We start from the raw sequence: 17,194 nt of genomic DNA, 5'->3' as shown, positions 1-17,194 counted from the left end.
TTTCTCCTCAGCGGTTGGCCACGGGGTACACGCCCTGCGGGCGCCACAGCAGCACGGCGACCATCAGGAAGATGCTCGCGAACTGCGTGACCGTCGGCAGCAAAAAGCCGATGTAGTTGGTCATCAGCCCCACCAGCAGCGCGCCGATCAGCGCCCCGCCCGTCGAGCCCAGCCCGCCGATGATGATGACGATGAAGATCAGCACGTTGACCTGCGCGCCCATCTGCGGCACCAGGTTCTGCTGGAACAGCCCCCACATCACCCCGCCCAGGCCGGCCAGCGCGCTGCCCACCACGAACACGCCGACGAACAAGCGCCCGATGCGGTAGCCCAGCGACTCGACCATCTCGCGGTCCTGCACGCCGGCGCGAATGAGCAGGCCGATCTTGGTGCGCCCCAGCGTCCAGGCGAGCACGCCGAACACCACCACGCCGACGGCCACCGCGAGCAGGCGGTACTTGCTGATGGCCGCATCGCCGATCAGCAACGAGCCGCGCAGCGCTTCGGGCAAGGGCAGCGGCACCTGCGCCGGGCCCCAGATCACCTTGATGAGCTCCTCGCCGATGATCATGCCGCCCATGGTGATGAGGATCTGCTTCAGGTGCTGGCCGTACACGGGCCGCACGATGAAGCGCTCGAACGCGAGGCCGACCGCACCGGCCACGAGCATCGCCACCAGCATCGCGGGGAACACGGCGACGAGGTTGCGCCACAGCTCGCCCGAGCCGGTCCAGTCGCCCATCAGGCCGAGCACGCTGCTCGCCACGAAGGCGCCCAGCGCGATGAACACGCCGTGGCCGAAGTTCAGCACGTCCATCAGTCCGAACACCAGCGTGAGGCCCGAGGCGATGATGAAGATGATCATGCCCATCGCCAGGCCCGCGACAGTGAGGGTGAGCCAGGTGGAGAAGGAACCGGTGAGAGGGAGCGCGATGAGCGCGAGCACGGGGGCCAGAAGCAGGGGCTTCCAGTCGAGGTCGAGTGCTTTCATTGCGGCGCTACCTTTTCTTGCTCCTTCCCCCTCTGGGGGAAGGCTGGGATGGGGGCTGACGGCCCTTGCAAGGCCGCGCTGTATCGAAGGCCGCGAGCCCCCACCCCGACCCTCCCCCAGAGGGGGAGGGAGAAATACGTCGAAGACTTCATAGCGCGAGACCCAAAAGAGATTGCTGCAACTGCGCATCCGCAGAAAACGCCGCCATCGAGCCGGCATGCACCACCCGCCCGTTGTCCATCACTGCCACGTTGTCGCCCAGGCGCTGCGCGAAATTGATGTTCTGTTCGACCAGCAGGATGGTTACCCCGCTGCGCTTGAGCTCCGCGAACGCGTCGATCATGTTGTTGATCATCACGGGCGCCAGCCCCTTGCTGGGCTCGTCGATGATGAGCAGCTCGCGCGGCTCCACGATGGCGCGCGACACGGCCAGCATCTGCTTCTGCCCGCCCGAGAGCTTGCCGGCCGGGTGGTTCCAGAACTTCTCCACCGCGGGGAAGAGCTTGAAGATCCACTTCAGGCGCGTGTCGTCGATCTGCGCGGCGTTCTTCGCGCCGCGCGCGGCGAGCAGCATGTTCTCCTTCACCGTGAGGTCGGAGAAGATGCCCATGTTCTCGGGCACGTAGGCAATGCCCAGGCCCGCGATCTGCGGCGTTTGCTGCGCGGTGATTTCCTTGTCGCCGAAGCGCACCCTGCCCTGCGACGCATGCCACAGGCCCATGATGGTCCGCAGCGTGGTCGTCTTGCCTGCGCCGTTGCGGCCCAGCAGCATGGTGAGCTGGCCGCGCGGCACGGCGAGGTCGACGCCGTGCAGGATGTGGTACGCCCCGATGTGCGTGTGCACGCCTTCGAGGGTCAGGAGGTTCGAGTTGGTCATCTGTCTTGCTCCTTCCCCTTCCGGGGGAAGGTTGGGATGGGGGCAAGCGGCGCTGGCAAGGCCGCAGTGGGGTGGAGGCCGCGAGCCCCCACCCCTGCCCTCCCCCGGCGGGGGAGGGAGAAATTCAAATTCATCGTCACGCACTTCATGCAGCGGCCTCCTTCGCAACACCGAGGTAAGCCTCTTGCACCACCGGCGACGCAATCACCTCGGCCGGCTCGCCGTCCGCCACCAGCGTGCCGTTGTGCAGCACGATGATGCGGTCCGCGAGCTCGCGCACCACGTCCATCTTGTGTTCGACCAACAGGATGGTCTTGGTCTTGTCCTGCTTGAGCTTGCGGATCAGGTCCAGGATGACCGGCGCCTCGGCCGCGTTCATGCCGGCCGTGGGTTCGTCGAACATGAAGACCTTGGCCTCCAGCGCCATCAGCAGTGCCACTTCCAGCTTGCGCTGGTCGCCGTGCGGCAGGCTGGCCACGGTGGCGTGTTCACGTGATTTGAGCGCCACGTCGGCCAGGATCTGGTCGGCGCGCTCGGTCAGCGCCTTGTGGTCGCTCCAGATGCTCCACAGGTTCAGGCCGCGCCGGTGCGCACCCTCGCGCGTGGCCTGCACCGCCAGGCGCACGTTCTCCAGCACCGTGAGGTTGGGGAACAGGTTGGTGAGCTGAAAGGCCCGCCCCAGCCCCGCGTGCGTGCGCACCGAAGGCGACAGGCCCGACAGCAGTTGCCCGTCGAGCGTCACCGTGCCGGCGCTCGCCTTGAGCTGGCCCGAGATCAGGTTGAAGTAGGTGGTCTTGCCCGCCCCGTTGGGGCCGACGATGGCCGTCAGCGTGCCCGGCGCGAAGGCGCAGCTCACGTTGTTGACGGCCACGTGCCCACCGAAGCGGATGGTCAGTTCTCGGGTCTCAAGCATCGTTGGTCATTGCAGATCAAAAGTCGGAAAAGTGCGAATGAGCGGCCTCAACAGCTGCCGATCACGTAGTAGCCGGGGCCGGTCTGCTTCAGCGTGGTGGTGGCGTAGATGTTCCACAGCCCCATCGACTGGTTCGAACCGTAGGCATAGGTCAGCCCGTACAGCGCGTAGGCGCGCCCGGCGATGGTGTGGGTGTAGTTGCTCGCGGTGTAGCAGGTGCCCCCACCACCGCCACCGCTGCCTGCGGTGGTGGCGCCCGTGGCCGCGCCCGACATCGCGCCTTCCACGTTGCTCGCGTTCAGGGCCGCCACGGTCCAGCTGTAGGTGGTCGACGCGGCCAGGCCGGTGTCGGTGTAGCTGGTGGCTGCCACCGGCGCCGCGTTGACCTTGCTGCCGCCGCGGTACACGTTGTAGCCACTCGCGCCGGCCACGCCGGCCCAGCCGATCACCATGCTGCTGGCGGTCGCACCCGAGGTGCCCACGCCCACCGGCGCCGGCAGGCCGCTGCCGCCCGCGGTGCCGGTGACGCGGTCGATCATGGCCTTCATCGCCGCCATCTGCGGGCCCGACTTCTTCGCGTAGTTGGCGTTGTCGTAGCCCCACCAGTCCCAGCAGCTGTTGGTGGCCGCGGTGCTGGTCTGCGGGTAGAGCAGCACGATGTTGTTGGTGTCGGCCCAGCGGTTGTAGCCGGTCTTCTTGACGTACTGGTCGCTCACGTCGGTGTAGTTCTGCTTGCAGCCGTGCAGCACCAGGTGCACGCGGCACGACGTGGTGGTGCAGGCCTGCGGCACATAGAGCCAGCCGGTGGCGGCCATGCCGTGGCCGGTGATGAATTCCGACTGGTTGAACTCGGTGAAGGTGCCGCCGAGCGTGCCGTTGTTGCGCGGGTTCAGCGGCCCGTACAGCTGCGTGAGGATCTCGCCCGCGAGGTCGAAACCGCAGTTGTCGATGTAGGGCGCGGCGGTGGTGCTGCACGCGCCGCCGTAGTCGTCGGTGACCATCGCGTGGCCGGCGCCGACGTTGTTCTTGTAGACGACGTTGGCCGCGGGCACGAAGCTCTGGTAGTAGGTCTTCAGGTCGTCCATCACCGGCTGCTTCACGGTGTTGTCGGAGGTGCCGGAGAACAGGTACACCCTGGAGCCGCTCATGTTCGACACCGGATCGACCGTGCCGCTGGCGGCCCAGCTGTTGGTGGTGCTCACGAGCGAGGCCACCGGAATGCTGGTGCTGTGCGTCATGCAGCGCCCGGTGGCGTTGAGCACCGAGCCCTCGGCGCAGTAGTACGGCCCGCCGGCCACCACGCCGGCGCCGCGCTTGAAGGTGGCCGAATAGGCCACATGCAGCTGCACCGACATGAAGCCGCCGGCCGACAGGCCGGACACGCTCACCTCCGCCGGGTTGGCGCCCAGCGCCGGCAGCGGCACTGCCGCCGTCGCGGCATGCGTGGCCATTGCCAAGGCCGCGGCTGCGGCCATCCCCTTCCAGTTGAATCTCATCGCGGGCATCGCTGTCTCCTGTTCTTAGGTTGTCGAACGCTTGCTTGCTGACGAATCGGCCGTGGAAACGCACCCTGCGCGAACGCAGGCGCTCCGCCCGGCGGCCATCCGGGGCGAAAAAAGGGAGTGGCGCGAAGTGCGCCGCGGCTCAGGTGACGGAAGGCGCCGGGATCAGCGCTTGTTCTTGATGGGGATGTCCATCTCTTCGGGCTTGATCTCGTGCACCAGCTCCGGCACGCCCCAGGCGAACGCCGGGTCGACCTTGATCTTGAAGTGGTACATCGACTGCATCGCCTGGTGGTCTTCCTTGCGGAAGGTCATCTTTCCCTTGGGCGTGTCGAAGCTCATGCCTTCCATGGTGCTGATCAGCTTGTTGGTGTTGGTGTCGCCGTTGGTCTTCTTCAGCGCCGTCACCACGGCCATCGCGGCCGAGAAGCCGCCGGCCGTGAAGAAGTCGGGCGGCGTCTTGAATTCCTTGTAGTGCGCCGACACCATCGCGTCGTTCACCGGGTTCTTCGGCAGGCCGAAGTAGTAGTAAGCCGCGCCTTCCATGCCCGGCAGGCTCTTGTAGGCCGCCATGGCCGGCAGGATGTTGCCGCCGGTGGCGATCTCGATGCCGTAGCGCTTCAGGTCGAGGTCGACGATCTTGAACGGGTTGCCCGCGCCGGCCCACACGATCCAGATGATCTTGCGGCCCGGCTGGTCTTTGAGCTTGTCGATCAGGCGCTGCGCGCCGGCGGTGAAGTCGGTGGTGGCGGGCGGCAGGTATTCCTCGTGAACCAGCTTGGCTTTCTTCAGCGCGGAACCGAAGGCCTTCACGCCGTCGCGCCCGAATGCGTTGTCCTGCGCCAGCGTGGCCACGGTAACGCCGGCCTTGTCGACCGCCACTGCGTTGGAGATGGCGTCCTGGCTCGAATTGCGACCGGTGCGAAAGATGTACTTGTTCCACTTGTCGCCGGTGATCGAGTCGGCCACGGCGGGCTCGACCAGCAGGATCTTCTTGTATTCCTCGGCCACCGGCAGCATGGCCAGCGCCACGCCCGAAGCGGTCGGGCCGACGGCCAGCGCGACCTTGTCGTCCGAGTAGGCGGCCGCCAGCAGCGACTTGCCGAGGTCGGGCTTGCCCTGGTCGTCCTTCTCGATGACGACGATCTTCTTGCCGTTGATGGCCATGGTGCCGCCGGTGGCGTAGTCCAGGCCCATCATGAAACCGGTCTGGGTCTGCTTGCCGTAGGCCTCCAGCGCGCCGGTCTTGCTGTAGATGTGGGCGATGCGGATGTCGTTGGACTGGGCCCAGGCGGGCGCGGCGGCTGCGCAGGCGGCGAGTGCGGCCAGGGCGACGAGGTGGCGACGGTTCATTCTTTGTCTCCTGATTAAGGTGACTGAATATTGCACACATCGTGCCACGCGCTAAGCCATTGATAACAAACGTTTCTCCATTCGGGAAACGCGGGTTCGATTGAAATCAGAACACTTGTCGTGTCTGAATTTCAGTCAACTGTCTTTTTATCAGTCAGGGTTTTCGCTGAGGCTTGGCGCTCGTCTATCCACTGCTTGAATTGCCGCTCGGCCTGCATGCGGAACTCGTTGCGCGCGTGGTTGCAGGCGGCGTGGGCCAGGCGGCGGTGCTTTTGCGACCGCACGCCGCCGAGCGTCGCGTCGATCAGATGCTCGATGGTCGCCGACTCGGGCCGGCCGTGCGGCTCGTCGAAGGCCATGGGCAGGCCGCACCAGTGGCAGTGGGGGCCGAATGTGGAGCGCAAGGCTTGGATGCTCATGGGCTCCTCAGTTCTCCTGGCTCGTCATGCGCTCGTACAGCGTCGCGCGCGAAATGCCCAGCAACCGCGCCGTCGCCAGCTTGTTGCCGCCCGTCGATGCCAGCGCCGCCGCAATCGCCTTGCGCTCCAGCTCGACCACCTGCTGCGCGAGCGGGCGCAGCAGCGCGGCTTCTGCGTCGGCGTCGTGCGCGTTCTGCAACACGGCGGGCAGCTCGATCTGCTCCAGCCCCGCCTCGCGCAGGATGCGCTCCAGCTGAACGGCGTCGATGCGCTGCGAGTCGCTGCGCATGGTCACCTGCTCCAGCACGTTGCGCAGCTCGCGGATGTTGCCGCGCCAGTGCTGGCCGGCAAGCAACGCGAGCGCGTCGGGCGTGAGCTCGGGCGGGGCCTCGCCGCTGCGCAGCGCCATGTCTTCGCCGAGTGCCTCGACCAGCGCGGGAATGTCGGCACGCCGGTCGCGCAGCGGCGGCACGCGCAGCGGCAGCACGTTGAGGCGGTAGTACAGGTCTTCGCGGAACTGGCCGCGCCGCACCAGTTCCGGCAGGTCGCGCGAGGTGGCGGCGATCACGCGCGCGTCGAAGGGCACGAGCTTGTTGGAGCCCAGCGGCTCGATCTCGCCTTCCTGCAGCGCGCGCAGCAGCTTGGCCTGCAGGCCCAGCGGCATGTCGCCGATTTCGTCGAGGAACAGGCTGCCGCCGTCGGCCAGCTTGAACTTGCCTTCGCGGCCCCTGCGGTCGGCGCCGGTGAAGGCACCTGGCGCGAAGCCGAAGAACTCGGCTTCGAGCAAGGTGTCGGGCACGGCCGCGATGTTGACGCTGACGAACAGGCCCTTGGCCCGTGCGGACGACGCATGGATCGCATGGGCCAGCAGCTCCTTGCCGGTGCCGGTCTCGCCCAGCAGCAGCACCGGGCTGGTCGACTGCGCCGCGCGGCGCGCATGGCGCTTGACCTCGACCGCCGCGGGGCTGCTGCCGATGAAGCTCGCGAAGGTGTACTTCGAGCGGCGCTGGCCGTCGGCGGCGTGCTGGTAGAGCGGGTTGTTGCGCTGGCTCGCGAGCTCGCGGCGGGCATCGTCGAGGTCGCGCTGCAGCAGCGCGAACTTGCTGATGAGCGGCTGCAGCGTGGTCTCGGGCTGGTCGAACAGCACGATGCCGATGGCGCCGATCACCTCGCCCATACCGCCCTGGCGTTCTTCGCGCAGCGGAATGCGGCTGACGACGAAGGTGCCGGCCTTGTTGGTCAGCAGGTCGACCAAGATCGGCTCGCCGGTTTCGAGCACGCGCCGCATCTGCGTGTTGGGAATCACGTCTTCCACCCTGTGCCCCATGAACTGGTCGATGGACGAGAAGCCCAGCGCCGGCAGGAAGCGCCGGTAGCCCTCGTTCACCCACACGATGCGCCCGCCGCGGTCGACCAGGAACATGCCCTGGCTGATGCTGGAGAACAGATGGAACATCGAGCGCGCGGCGAGCGCGAGGATGCCCTCGGCGTCGAGGGGCAAGGCGGGCGGTGCGGTGGGAGCGGCTGGCATGGGCGGGATCGTAGCGCCCGTCCCTGCCGCGCACCGCGCGACGCACTCATGACAAACTTCGGCGCTCCGCTCCCCTTTCACTTTCAGGCCGCACGGCCCTGCCCTCATGAGCACCTCCGAGATCTTCCTGATCGCCATGCTGATCATCTTCACCGCGCCCTACCTCGTGTGGCGGCTCGGGCGCACCGAATACTTCGCGCCGCTCGTGGTGGTGCAGATCGTCACGGGCATCGTGCTCGGGCCCGGCGTGCTGGGCGCGGTGTTCCCGGAGTACTACAAGTTCGTCTTCAACGCGCCGGTGATCCAGTCGCTCAACGGCATCGCGCAGTGGGCCGTGATGCTGTTCGTGTGGATCGCCGGCATCGAGCTCGACCTGCGCAAGGCCTGGGAACACCGGCGCGAAAGCGGCGTGACCGCCGGCCTGGCGCTGGGCGTGCCGCTGCTGTTCGGCAGCGTGGCCGCGCTGGGCATGCTGGCGTTTCCCGGCTGGGTGGGCGCGAAGGCGCAGACCTGGCAGTTCGTGCTGGGCATCGGCATGTCGTGCGCGGTGACGGCGCTCCCCATCCTCATCCTGTTCATGGAGAAGCTGCAGATCCTGCGCCAGCCCATCGGCCAGCGGATATTGCGCTATGCGAGCCTGGACGACATCGCGATCTGGGGCGTGCTGGCACTCATCCTGATGGACTGGGAGCGCGTGGGCAGGCAGCTTGCGTTCCTGGTGCTGTTCGCCGTGGCGAGCGCGGGCTTTCGCTGGCTGATGGTGCGCATTCCGGAACGTGACCGCTGGTACCTGGGCCTGGTGTGGCTGGCGGCCTGCGGACTGGGTGCCGACTGGTGCGGGCTGCACTACATGGTGGGCGCATTCATCGCAGGCGCGGTCATGGACGCCGACTGGTTCGACCAGAAGCACCTCGACGGCCTGCGCCACAACGTGCTGCTGGTGGTGATGCCGGTGTTCTTCCTGAGCACGGGGCTGCGCACCAACTGGCAAGTGGGCGGCGCGGCGGTGTTCGTGGCGGCGGCCGTGCTGCTGGTGGCGTCGGTGAGCGGCAAGCTCATCGGCACGCTGCTGGCCGGGCGCATCCTGCGCTGGCAACCCGGCGAGGGCGCGCTCATTGGCTGGCTGCTGCAGACCAAGGCGCTGATCATGATCATCTTTGCCAACGTGCTGCTGGACAAGGCGCTGATCACCAACGAGGCGTTCACGGCCCTGCTGCTGATGGCGGTGGCCAGCACCATGCTCACGGTGCCGGTTGTCGCGCCCCGGCTGCAGCGGATGAAAGAGATTGTTTTTCGCACCAGGTAGCCACGGGCGAGCGCCGTGAGCCGAGGTCTTCAGCAGGCCTTAAGTAAATCAATCGTTTGATTTCATGCGTGGTGTAATGCCACGCATGAACGCGAGCGAACCCCTTCCACCCGGCCCCCAGGCCCCGCGCCGCGCACCGCGCGCCGACGGCGCCGAGGCACGCCACCGATTGCTGCACACGGCGCTTCGGCTGTTCGCGCAGAAGGGCTTCGCCAAGACCTCGACCCGCGAGATCGCACGCGAGGCCGAAGTCAACATCTCGGCCATCAGCTACTACTTCGGCGACAAGGACGGGCTGTACGCCGCCACCTTCAGCGAGCCGATGGGCGGCGACGCCAACGACCTGGTGGCCGCCTGCAAGGTGCCGGGCCAGTCGCTCGAAGACACGCTGCGCATCTGCATGGTGTCGATGATCGATCCGCTCAAGCAGGGCGAGATCGTGCGGCAATGCATCCAGCTGCACATGCGCGAGATGCTGGAGCCGACCAGCCGCTGGGCCGAAGAACTCGACCGCGAGATCAAGGGCCCGCACCGCGCCATTGCCGAGCTGCTGTGCCGCCACCTGCAGGTGGACCGCCCGGACGACGACATCCACCGCCTGACCTTCGCGATCACCGGGCTGTCGATGCAGCTCTACGTGAGCCAGGACTTCATCGAGGCGCTTCGCCCTTCGCTGTTGCGCACGCCGCGCGCCATCGACACCTGGGCCGACCGCCTCACGGGCTATGCGCTGGCGCTGGTGGAGGCCGAAGCGGCCCGCCGCAGCGACGAGAGAAAGCAAAAGAAATGAGAAGGCTCCGACTGAAACTGATCGCCACCCTCTTGCTGCCGCTGGGCATGAGCCTGGGCCTGTCGGGCTGCGCCCTGACGCGCCCGCCCGCACAGGTGCAGGCGCCCTTCCCCGCTCAATGGAACGCGCCGCTGCCGCACGGCGGCTCGCTGGTGTCGCTGGCCGACTGGTGGCGCCAGCTCGACGACCCCTTGCTGGTCGAGCTGATCGCCGCCGCGGAGGCCGCCAGCCCCAACGTGGCGAGCGCCGCGGCGCGCGTGGCCGAGGCGCGCTCCACGCGCGTGCAGGCCGGCGCGGCGCTGCTGCCGAGCCTGGACGGCACGGCCTCGGGCAGCCGCGGGGTGTCGGGGTCGTCTTTCAGTTCGAGCGGCACGGGGGCGTCCACGAGCAGCAGCACCAGCAGCACCAGCAGCACTTCTGCCGCGTCGGCCGCCCCGGTCACCACGCTGCAGGCCGGCCTGCAATCCAAGTGGGAGGTCGACCTGTTCGGCCGCCTGCGCGCCGACCGCGACGCCGCGCAGGCCAAGCAGAACAGCGCCGACGCCAAGTGGCACGACGCCCGCGTGGCGGTGGCGGCCGAAACGGCCAACGCCTACTTCGCCGAGCGCGCCTGCCAGGCGCAGCTGCGCGTGTCCGAGTCGGACGCCCGCTCGCGCGCTGAAACCTCGCGCCTCACCGAGCTGTCGGCCAACGCGGGCTTCACCGCACCGGCCGACGCCGCCCTGGCCCGTGCCAGCGCCTCCGACGCTTCGGGCCGCCTGACGCAGCAGCGCGCCCAGTGCGCGGTGCAGCGCAAGGCGCTGGTAGCCCTCAGCGGCATCGACGAACCCACGCTGGCGCAACGGCTCGCCGCCTCGCCCACGCAGCGCGCATTGCCCGCCGTGGGCAGCATCGCCAGCGTGCCGGCCGAGGCGATCTCGCAGAGGCCCGACGTGTACGCCGCCGAACTCGGCGTGGCGTCGGCCAGCGCCGAGGTGGGCTCGGCCGAGGCCGAGCGCTACCCCAAGCTCACGGTGTCGGGCTCCATCGGCCGCTTGCAGTTGCGCACCAGCGGGTTGCGCGAATCGCTGGACACCTGGACCGTGGGCCCCGTGTCGCTGACCGTGCCGTTGCTCGACGGCGGCGCGCGCCAGGCCAACACCGATGCGGCCAAGGCGCGCTACGCCGAGGCCGTGTCGCTCTACCGCGCGAACGTGCGCCAGGCGGTGCGCGAGGTGGAAGAGGCGCTCGTCAACCTCGACGCCACCGACGCCCGCACCACCGACGCCGACAGCGCGGTGAAAAACTACCAGGCCTCCTTCGACGCCACGCAGGCCCGCTACAGCAGCGGACTGGCCAGCCTGTTCGAGCTGGAGGACTCGCGCCGCACGCTGTTCGCCGCGCAGACCGCGCGCGTCTCGCTGCAGCGCGAGCGCACCGAGGCCTGGGTGGCGCTGTACCGCTCGATGGGCGGCGGCTGGAACCGCACCGCTTCCGCGTCCCCCGGTGCGTCCCCTGACGCCTCCCCCTCTTCCCCATCGTCCTCGATGACCACCCCAGCGGCCGCCCAGGTCGCGACGTCGCCATGAAAACAATGAAGCGTTCCACCCTCGTCATCGCGCTGCTGGCGCTGGCCGTCGCCCTCGCGGCGGTCTTCTTCATGACGCGCAAGCCGTCGGACAAGGCGGGTGGCTCCGCCGCCAAGGACGCGGCCCATGCGCCCAAGCCCGCGCTGACCGTGACTGTCGCCAAGCCCGAAACCACCGAACTCATGCTCACGCTCGCGGCCAACGGCAACGTGGCGGCCTGGCAGGAGGCCGTGGTCGGCTCAGAGTCCAACGGGCTGAAGCTCGCCGAGGTGCGCGTGAACGTGGGCGACGTGGTGAAAAAGGGCCAGGTGCTGGCCGTGTTCTCGCCCGAGACGGTGCGTGCCGACATCGCGCAAAGCCGCGCCTCGCTGGCCGAGGCCCGCGCCACCGCGGCCGACGCCGCCGGAAATGCCGCGCGCGCCCGCACGCTGCAGGCCACCGGCGCGCTGAGCCAGCAGCAGATCAATCAATACCAGACCACCGAGCAGACCGCCAAGGCGCGCGTCGAGGCGGCCGAGGCCGTGCTGGCCGCGCAGCAAGTGCGCGGGCGCAACACGCAGGTGCTGGCGCCCGACGACGGCGTGATCTCCGCGCGCACCGCCACGGTCGGCAGCGTGGTAGCCGCAGGCACCGAGCTGTTCAAGCTGATCCGCCAGGGCCGGCTCGAATGGCGCGCCGAAGTGACCTCGGCCGAACTGAGCCGCATCGCCGTCGGCACGCCCGCCTTCGTGGTCAGCGCCAGCGGCGCGCAAGTGCGCGGCAAGGTGCGCAGCATTGCGCCCACCGTCGATCCGCAGACGCGCGCGGCGCTGGTGTATGTCGACCTGCCCGCCGTGCAGCAGAACACCGGCATCAAGGCCGGCATGTTCGCGCGCGGCGACTTCGAGCTGGGCCGCAGCTCGGCGCCTACCGTGCCGCAAAGCGCCATCGTGCCGCGCGACGGGTTCAACAACGTCTTCCTGATCAAGCCGGACAACAAGGTGATGCAGCTGAAGGTGCAGGTGGGTCGCCGGCTGAACGACCGCATCGAGATCACCAGCGCGCTGCCCGAAGGCGCGCAGGTGGTGGTGCAAGGCGCGGGCTTCCTCAACGACGGCGACCTGGTGCGCGTGGTGGAGGCGCCTGCAGTGCCCGAGCAGCCCGCCCGGCCGGCGGCCCCTGCCCCGGCTTCCGCGGCGTCCGCCGCCGCGGTCAAGTAACCCATCAAGGAACACGCCATGAACGTTTCCGCCTGGTCCATACGCAACCCGATTCCGGCGGTGATGCTGTTCGTGCTGCTCACCTTCGGTGGGTTGCTGTCGTTCAACGCGATGAAGGTGCAGAACTTTCCGGACATCGACCTGCCGACCGTCACGGTCTCGGCGTCGCTGCCCGGTGCCGCGCCTTCGCAGCTGGAGACCGACGTCGCGCGCAAGCTCGAGAACTCCATCGCCACCGTGCAGGGCCTGAAGCACATCACGACCAAGGTGCAGGACGGCACCGCCACCCTCATCGTGGAGTTCCGCCTCGAAAAGCCCGTGCAGGAGGCCGTGGACGACGTGCGCTCCGCCGTGCAGCGCGTGCGCGCCGACCTGCCGGCCGACGTGCGCGACCCGGTGGTCACCAAGCTCGACCTGGCGGGCCAGCCGGTGCTGGCCTTCACCATCGCGTCGTCGCAGATGGACGACGAGGCGCTCAGCTGGTACGTGGACAACGACATCACCAAGAAGCTGCTCGCGCTGCCCGGCGTGGGCGCGGTCAACCGCGTGGGCGGTGCGACGCGCCAGGTGCACGTGGACCTCGACCCGGTCAAGCTGCAGGCGCTGGGTGCCTCGGCCGGCGACATTTCGCGCCAGCTGCGCCAGGTGCAGACCGAAAGCGCGGGCGGCCGCTTCGACCTGGGCGGCAGCGAGCAGCCGGTGCGCACGCTGGCCACGGTGCAGTCGGCCGACCAGCTGGCCGACATGCAGATTGCGCTCAGCGACGGGCGCCGCATCCGGCTCGACCAGGTGGCGCGCATCAGCGACACCATTGCCGAGCCGCGCGCGGGCGCGCTGCTCAACGGCAAGCCGGTGGTCGGCTTCGAGGTGGCCCGCAGCCGCGGCGCCAGCGAGGTGGAAGTGGGCCATGCGGTGCAGAAGGCGCTGGCCGACCTGCGCGTGCAGCGCCCCGACATCGAGCTGACCGAGGCCTTCAACTTCGTCGATCCGGTGGAAGAGGAATACAACGGCTCGCTGCACCTGCTGTACGAAGGCGCCATCCTGGCGGTGATCGTGGTGTGGCTTTTCTTGCGCGACTGGCGCGCCACCTTCGTGTCGGCCGTCGCGCTGCCGATGTCGGTGATTCCGGCCTTCATCGGCATGTACCTGCTGGGCTTCTCGGTCAACGTGATCTCGCTGCTGGCGCTGTCGCTGGTGGTCGGCATCTTGGTGGACGACGCCATCGTGGAGGTCGAGAACATCGTGCGCCACCTGCGCATGGGCAAGTCGCCCTACCAGGCGGCCATGGAGGCGGCCGACGAGATCGGGCTGGCCGTGATCGCCACCACCTTCACGCTGATTGCGGTGTTCCTGCCCACGGCCTTCATGAGCGGCGTGGCCGGCAAGTTCTTCAAGCAGTTCGGCTGGACGGCGTCGCTCGCGGTGTTCGCCTCGCTGGTGGTGGCGCGGGTGCTCACGCCCATGATGGCGGCCTACATCCTGAAGCCCATCGTCACGCAGGAAACCGAGCCCGCCTGGATGCGCTGGTACATGCGCGCGGTGACCTGGAGCACCCACAACCGCTTCAAGACGATGGTGATGGCCACCGTCTTCTTCATCGGTTCGCTGGCCATGATTCCGCTGCTCAAGACCGGCTTCATTCCGCCGGACGACAACTCGCAGACGCAGATCTACCTGTCGCTCGCGCCCGGCTCAACGCTGGCGCAGACCACGGCCGCGGCCGAGGAAACGCGGCGCCGCGTGATGCAGATCGCACACGTGAAGAGCGTCTACACCACGGTGGCGGGCGGCAGCGCGGGCGGCGACCCGTTCGCGAGTTTCGGCACGCCCGAGACGCGCAAGGCCACCCTCACCATCAAGCTCGACCCGCGCGGCGACCGGCCGCGCAAGCAGGTGGTCGAGAACCAGATCCGCGCCGCGCTCGAAACGCTGCCCGGCGTGCGCAGCACGGTGGGCCTGGGCGGTTCGGGCGAGAAGTACATCCTGGCGCTGACCGGCGAAGACCCGGTGGCGCTGGCGTCGGCCGCCAGCGCGGTCGAGAAAGACCTGCGCACCATTCCCGGCCTGGGCAACATCACGTCCACCGCGAGCCTGATACGCCCCGAGATCGCCGTGCGCCCCGACTTCGCGCGCGCCGCCGACCTGGGCGTGACCAGCTCGGCCATTGCCGAGACCTTGCGCGTGGCCACGCTGGGCGACTACGACCAGTCGCTCGCCAAGCTCAACCTGGCGCAGCGGCAGGTGCCGATCGTGGTGAAGCTGGAAGACTCGGCGCGCCAGGACATCGACCTGCTCGGGCGCCTGTCGGTGCCCAGCGCGCGCGGCCCGGTGATGCTGAACCAGGTGGCGTCGCTCACCATGGAAGGCGGCCCGGCGGTGATCGACCGCTACGACCGCTCGCGCAACGTGAACTTCGAGATCGAACTGTCGGGCGTGGGCCTGGGCGACGCCAAGGCGGCGGTGACCAAGCTGCCGTCGATCGTGAAGCTGCCGGCCGGCGTGCGCGTCACCGAAGTGGGCGACGCCGAAGTGATGACCGAGTTGTTCGCGAGCTTCGGGCTGGCGATGCTGACGGGCGTGCTGTGCATCTACATCGTGCTGGTGCTGCTGTTCAAGGACTTTCTGCACCCGGTGACCATCTTGTGCGCGCTGCCGCTGGCACTGGGCGGCGCGTTCGTGGGGCTGTTGATCGGGCAGAAGGCGTTGTCGATGCCCTCGCTGATCGGGTTGATCATGCTGATGGGCATCGCCACGAAGAACTCCATTCTGCTGGTGGAGTACGCCATCGTGGCGCGCCGCGACCACGGCATGAGCCGCTGGGACGCGCTGCGCGACGCCTGCCACAAGCGTGCGCGGCCTATCGTCATGACCACGCTGGCCATGGGCGCGGGCATGCTGCCGATCGCCTTCGGCTTCGGCGCGGCCGATTCGAGCTTCCGTTCGCCGATGGCGATGGCGGTGATCGGCGGGTTGATCACGTCGACGGTGCTGAGCCTGCTGGTGGTGCCTGCGGTGTTCACCTACATCGACGACATCGAGCACTGGATACGGCGCACCGTGCGCAAGCTGCGCGGGCAGCCGGCGGATCCGCATCTGGACGACGACCTGGCCGAGACGCCGCCGCCCGCGCGCGCGGCGGGCCGCACCCACTGAGCGGTATCGCAAAAAGAAAAAGCCGGATGCTGGCGGCATCCGGCTTTTGCGATGAGGGCAATGACGCTCAGGCGTCCACTTGCGCCAGCCGCTTCAGCTTGCGGTCGCTCATGCGCTTGGCCAGGCGCGGCAGCACCAGCACGGCCACCACGATCACCACCAGCGTGATCGACATCGGGCGCTGGAAGAACACCGCCGCACTGCCCTCGCCGATCGACATGGCATTGCGCAGCTGCGCTTCGGCGAGCGGGCCGAGGATCATGCCGACCACCACCGGGGCGGTCGGGAAGTCGTAGCGCCGCATCACCACGCCCAGCAGGCCGATGGCGTAGAGCAGGAACAGGTCGAACGCGCTCTGGCGCATGCCGTAGGCACCCACCGTCGCGAAGATCAGGATGCCGGCGTAGAGCTGGGGCTTCGGAATCTTCAGCAGCTTGACCCACAGGCCCACCATCGGCAGGTTCAAGATCAGCAGCATCACGTTGCCGATGTACAGCGAGGCGATCAGCGCCCACACCAGCGCGGCCGAGGTAGTGAAGAGCTGCGGGCCGGGCTGGATGCCGTAGTTCTGGAACGCGCCCAACAAAATGGCCGTGGTGTTCGACGTGGGAATGCCCAGCGTGAGCAGCGGAATCAGCGCGGCCGTCACCGTGGCGTTGTTGGCGGCCTCGGGGCCTGCCACGCCTTCGATGGCGCCGGTGGTGCCGAACTCGGCCTTGGCGTCCTTGTCCTTGGCCAGCTTCTTTTCGACCGCGTAGCTCAGGAACGTCGGGATCTCGGTGCCGCCGGCCGGAATGCAGCCGAAGGGCGTGCCGATGGCGGTGCCGCGCAGCCAGGCGGGAATGGAGCGCTTCCAGTCGCGCTTGCTCATGTGCACACGGCTCAGCTTGTTCTGTGCCTCGACGACCTTGCCTTCGTACAGCACGGCGTAAAGCACTTCGGCCACGGCGAACAGGCCGACCGCGACCAGCACGATCTCGATGCCGTCGAGCAGTTCGGGCACGCCGCCCGTGTAGCGGCCCTGGCCCGAGATCTGGTCCAGGCCCACGCAACCGGCCGCCAGGCCCACGAACAGCGCCGTCATGCCGCGCAGCGTGCTCTTGCCGAGCACGGCGCTCACCGTGGTGAAGGCCAGCAGCATCAGCAGGAAATACTCGGGCGGCCCGAGCTTGACCGCGAACTCGGCCACGAAGGGCGCGAACAGCGTGACGATGACGGTGGCAATGGTGCCGGCCACGAAGGAGCCGATGGCCGCGGTGGCAAGCGCCGCGCCCGCCCTGCCGCTCTTGGCCATCTTGTTGCCCTCCATCGCAGTCACCATGCTGGCGGTTTCGCCGGGCGTGTTGAGCAGGATGGACGTGGTCGAGCCGCCGTACATGGCGCCGTAGTAGATGCCCGAAAAGAAGATCATCGAGGCCGTGATGTCGACCTTGCCGGTGATGGGCAGCAGCATCGCCACCGCCACCGCCGGGCCGATGCCGGGCAGCACGCCCACGGCGGTGCCCAGGGCACAGCCGACCAGGCACCACAGCAGATTGATGGGGGTGATGGCGGTGGCGAAGCCCGCCATGAGTGCGTTGAAGATTTCCATG

At 68.2% G+C, this 17,194-nt stretch carries 13 protein-coding genes; 5 read left to right on the top strand and 8 right to left on the bottom strand.

Annotated elements, in window-relative coordinates; all coding sequences use genetic code 11:
* Window positions 1–7: 7 nt before the first annotated feature.
* The 7 genes from ACSFA5_RS10270 to ACSFA5_RS10240 form a co-directional block, all read right to left on the bottom strand.
* Window positions 8–991 carry a branched-chain amino acid ABC transporter permease gene (locus ACSFA5_RS10270; protein WP_435443910.1) on the bottom strand — a complete coding sequence of 328 codons (984 nt, stop codon included), beginning with the start codon at window positions 989–991 and terminating at the stop codon, window positions 8–10.
* A 148-nt stretch (window positions 992–1,139) separates the two neighbouring features.
* The gene (locus ACSFA5_RS10265) at window positions 1,140–1,868 is read right to left on the bottom strand and encodes an ABC transporter ATP-binding protein (RefSeq protein ID WP_435443909.1); all 729 of its coding nucleotides are present in this window, start codon (window positions 1,866–1,868) and stop codon (window positions 1,140–1,142) included.
* 145 nt (window positions 1,869–2,013) lie between these two features.
* Window positions 2,014–2,781 (bottom strand): ABC transporter ATP-binding protein, encoded by a 768-nt coding sequence (locus ACSFA5_RS10260; protein WP_435443908.1) that lies wholly within the window; start codon window positions 2,779–2,781, stop codon window positions 2,014–2,016.
* Window positions 2,782–2,828: 47 nt separating this feature from the next.
* Window positions 2,829–4,286: an extracellular catalytic domain type 2 short-chain-length polyhydroxyalkanoate depolymerase gene (locus ACSFA5_RS10255; RefSeq protein WP_435443907.1), complete on the bottom strand. Its 1,458-nt coding sequence runs from the start codon at window positions 4,284–4,286 to the stop codon at window positions 2,829–2,831.
* Window positions 4,287–4,448: 162 nt separating this feature from the next.
* The gene (locus ACSFA5_RS10250) at window positions 4,449–5,636 is read right to left on the bottom strand and encodes a substrate-binding domain-containing protein (protein WP_435443906.1); all 1,188 of its coding nucleotides are present in this window, start codon (window positions 5,634–5,636) and stop codon (window positions 4,449–4,451) included.
* A 131-nt stretch (window positions 5,637–5,767) separates the two neighbouring features.
* Window positions 5,768–6,055, bottom strand: a complete 288-nt coding sequence (locus ACSFA5_RS10245; protein WP_435443905.1) for a hypothetical protein — start codon at window positions 6,053–6,055, stop codon at window positions 5,768–5,770.
* 7 nt (window positions 6,056–6,062) lie between these two features.
* Entirely contained in the window at window positions 6,063–7,586 is a 1,524-nt protein-coding gene (locus ACSFA5_RS10240) for a sigma-54 interaction domain-containing protein (RefSeq protein WP_435443904.1), read from the bottom strand.
* A 106-nt stretch (window positions 7,587–7,692) separates the two neighbouring features.
* On the opposite strand from ACSFA5_RS10240, the gene ACSFA5_RS10235 reads away from it, so the two are divergent.
* From ACSFA5_RS10235 to ACSFA5_RS10215, 5 genes are all read left to right on the top strand, one after another.
* Window positions 7,693–8,892 carry a cation:proton antiporter gene (locus ACSFA5_RS10235; protein WP_435443903.1) on the top strand — a complete coding sequence of 400 codons (1,200 nt, stop codon included), beginning with the start codon at window positions 7,693–7,695 and terminating at the stop codon, window positions 8,890–8,892.
* Window positions 8,893–8,968: 76 nt separating this feature from the next.
* Window positions 8,969–9,682 (top strand): TetR/AcrR family transcriptional regulator, encoded by a 714-nt coding sequence (locus ACSFA5_RS10230; protein WP_435443902.1) that lies wholly within the window; start codon window positions 8,969–8,971, stop codon window positions 9,680–9,682.
* Entirely contained in the window at window positions 9,679–11,250 is a 1,572-nt protein-coding gene (locus tag ACSFA5_RS10225; RefSeq protein ID WP_435443901.1) for an efflux transporter outer membrane subunit, read from the top strand. The genes ACSFA5_RS10230 and ACSFA5_RS10225 overlap by 4 nt, the downstream gene beginning before the upstream one ends.
* Window positions 11,247–12,449 (top strand): efflux RND transporter periplasmic adaptor subunit, encoded by a 1,203-nt coding sequence (locus tag ACSFA5_RS10220; RefSeq protein ID WP_435443900.1) that lies wholly within the window; start codon window positions 11,247–11,249, stop codon window positions 12,447–12,449. The genes ACSFA5_RS10225 and ACSFA5_RS10220 overlap by 4 nt, the downstream gene beginning before the upstream one ends.
* 18 nt (window positions 12,450–12,467) lie before the next feature.
* Window positions 12,468–15,602 (top strand): efflux RND transporter permease subunit, encoded by a 3,135-nt coding sequence (locus ACSFA5_RS10215; RefSeq protein WP_435443899.1) that lies wholly within the window; start codon window positions 12,468–12,470, stop codon window positions 15,600–15,602.
* Between the two features lie 67 nt (window positions 15,603–15,669).
* Here ACSFA5_RS10215 and ACSFA5_RS10210 read toward each other — a convergent pair whose 3' ends face one another.
* Window positions 15,670–17,193, bottom strand: a complete 1,524-nt coding sequence (locus tag ACSFA5_RS10210; protein WP_435443898.1) for a tripartite tricarboxylate transporter permease — start codon at window positions 17,191–17,193, stop codon at window positions 15,670–15,672.
* Window position 17,194: the final 1 nt, after the last annotated feature.

It is taken from the genome of Variovorax monticola, from assembly GCF_051216855.1.
Classification (GTDB): domain Bacteria; phylum Pseudomonadota; class Gammaproteobacteria; order Burkholderiales; family Burkholderiaceae_C; genus Variovorax.
This window is presented reverse-complemented; position numbering and strand designations above follow the sequence as displayed.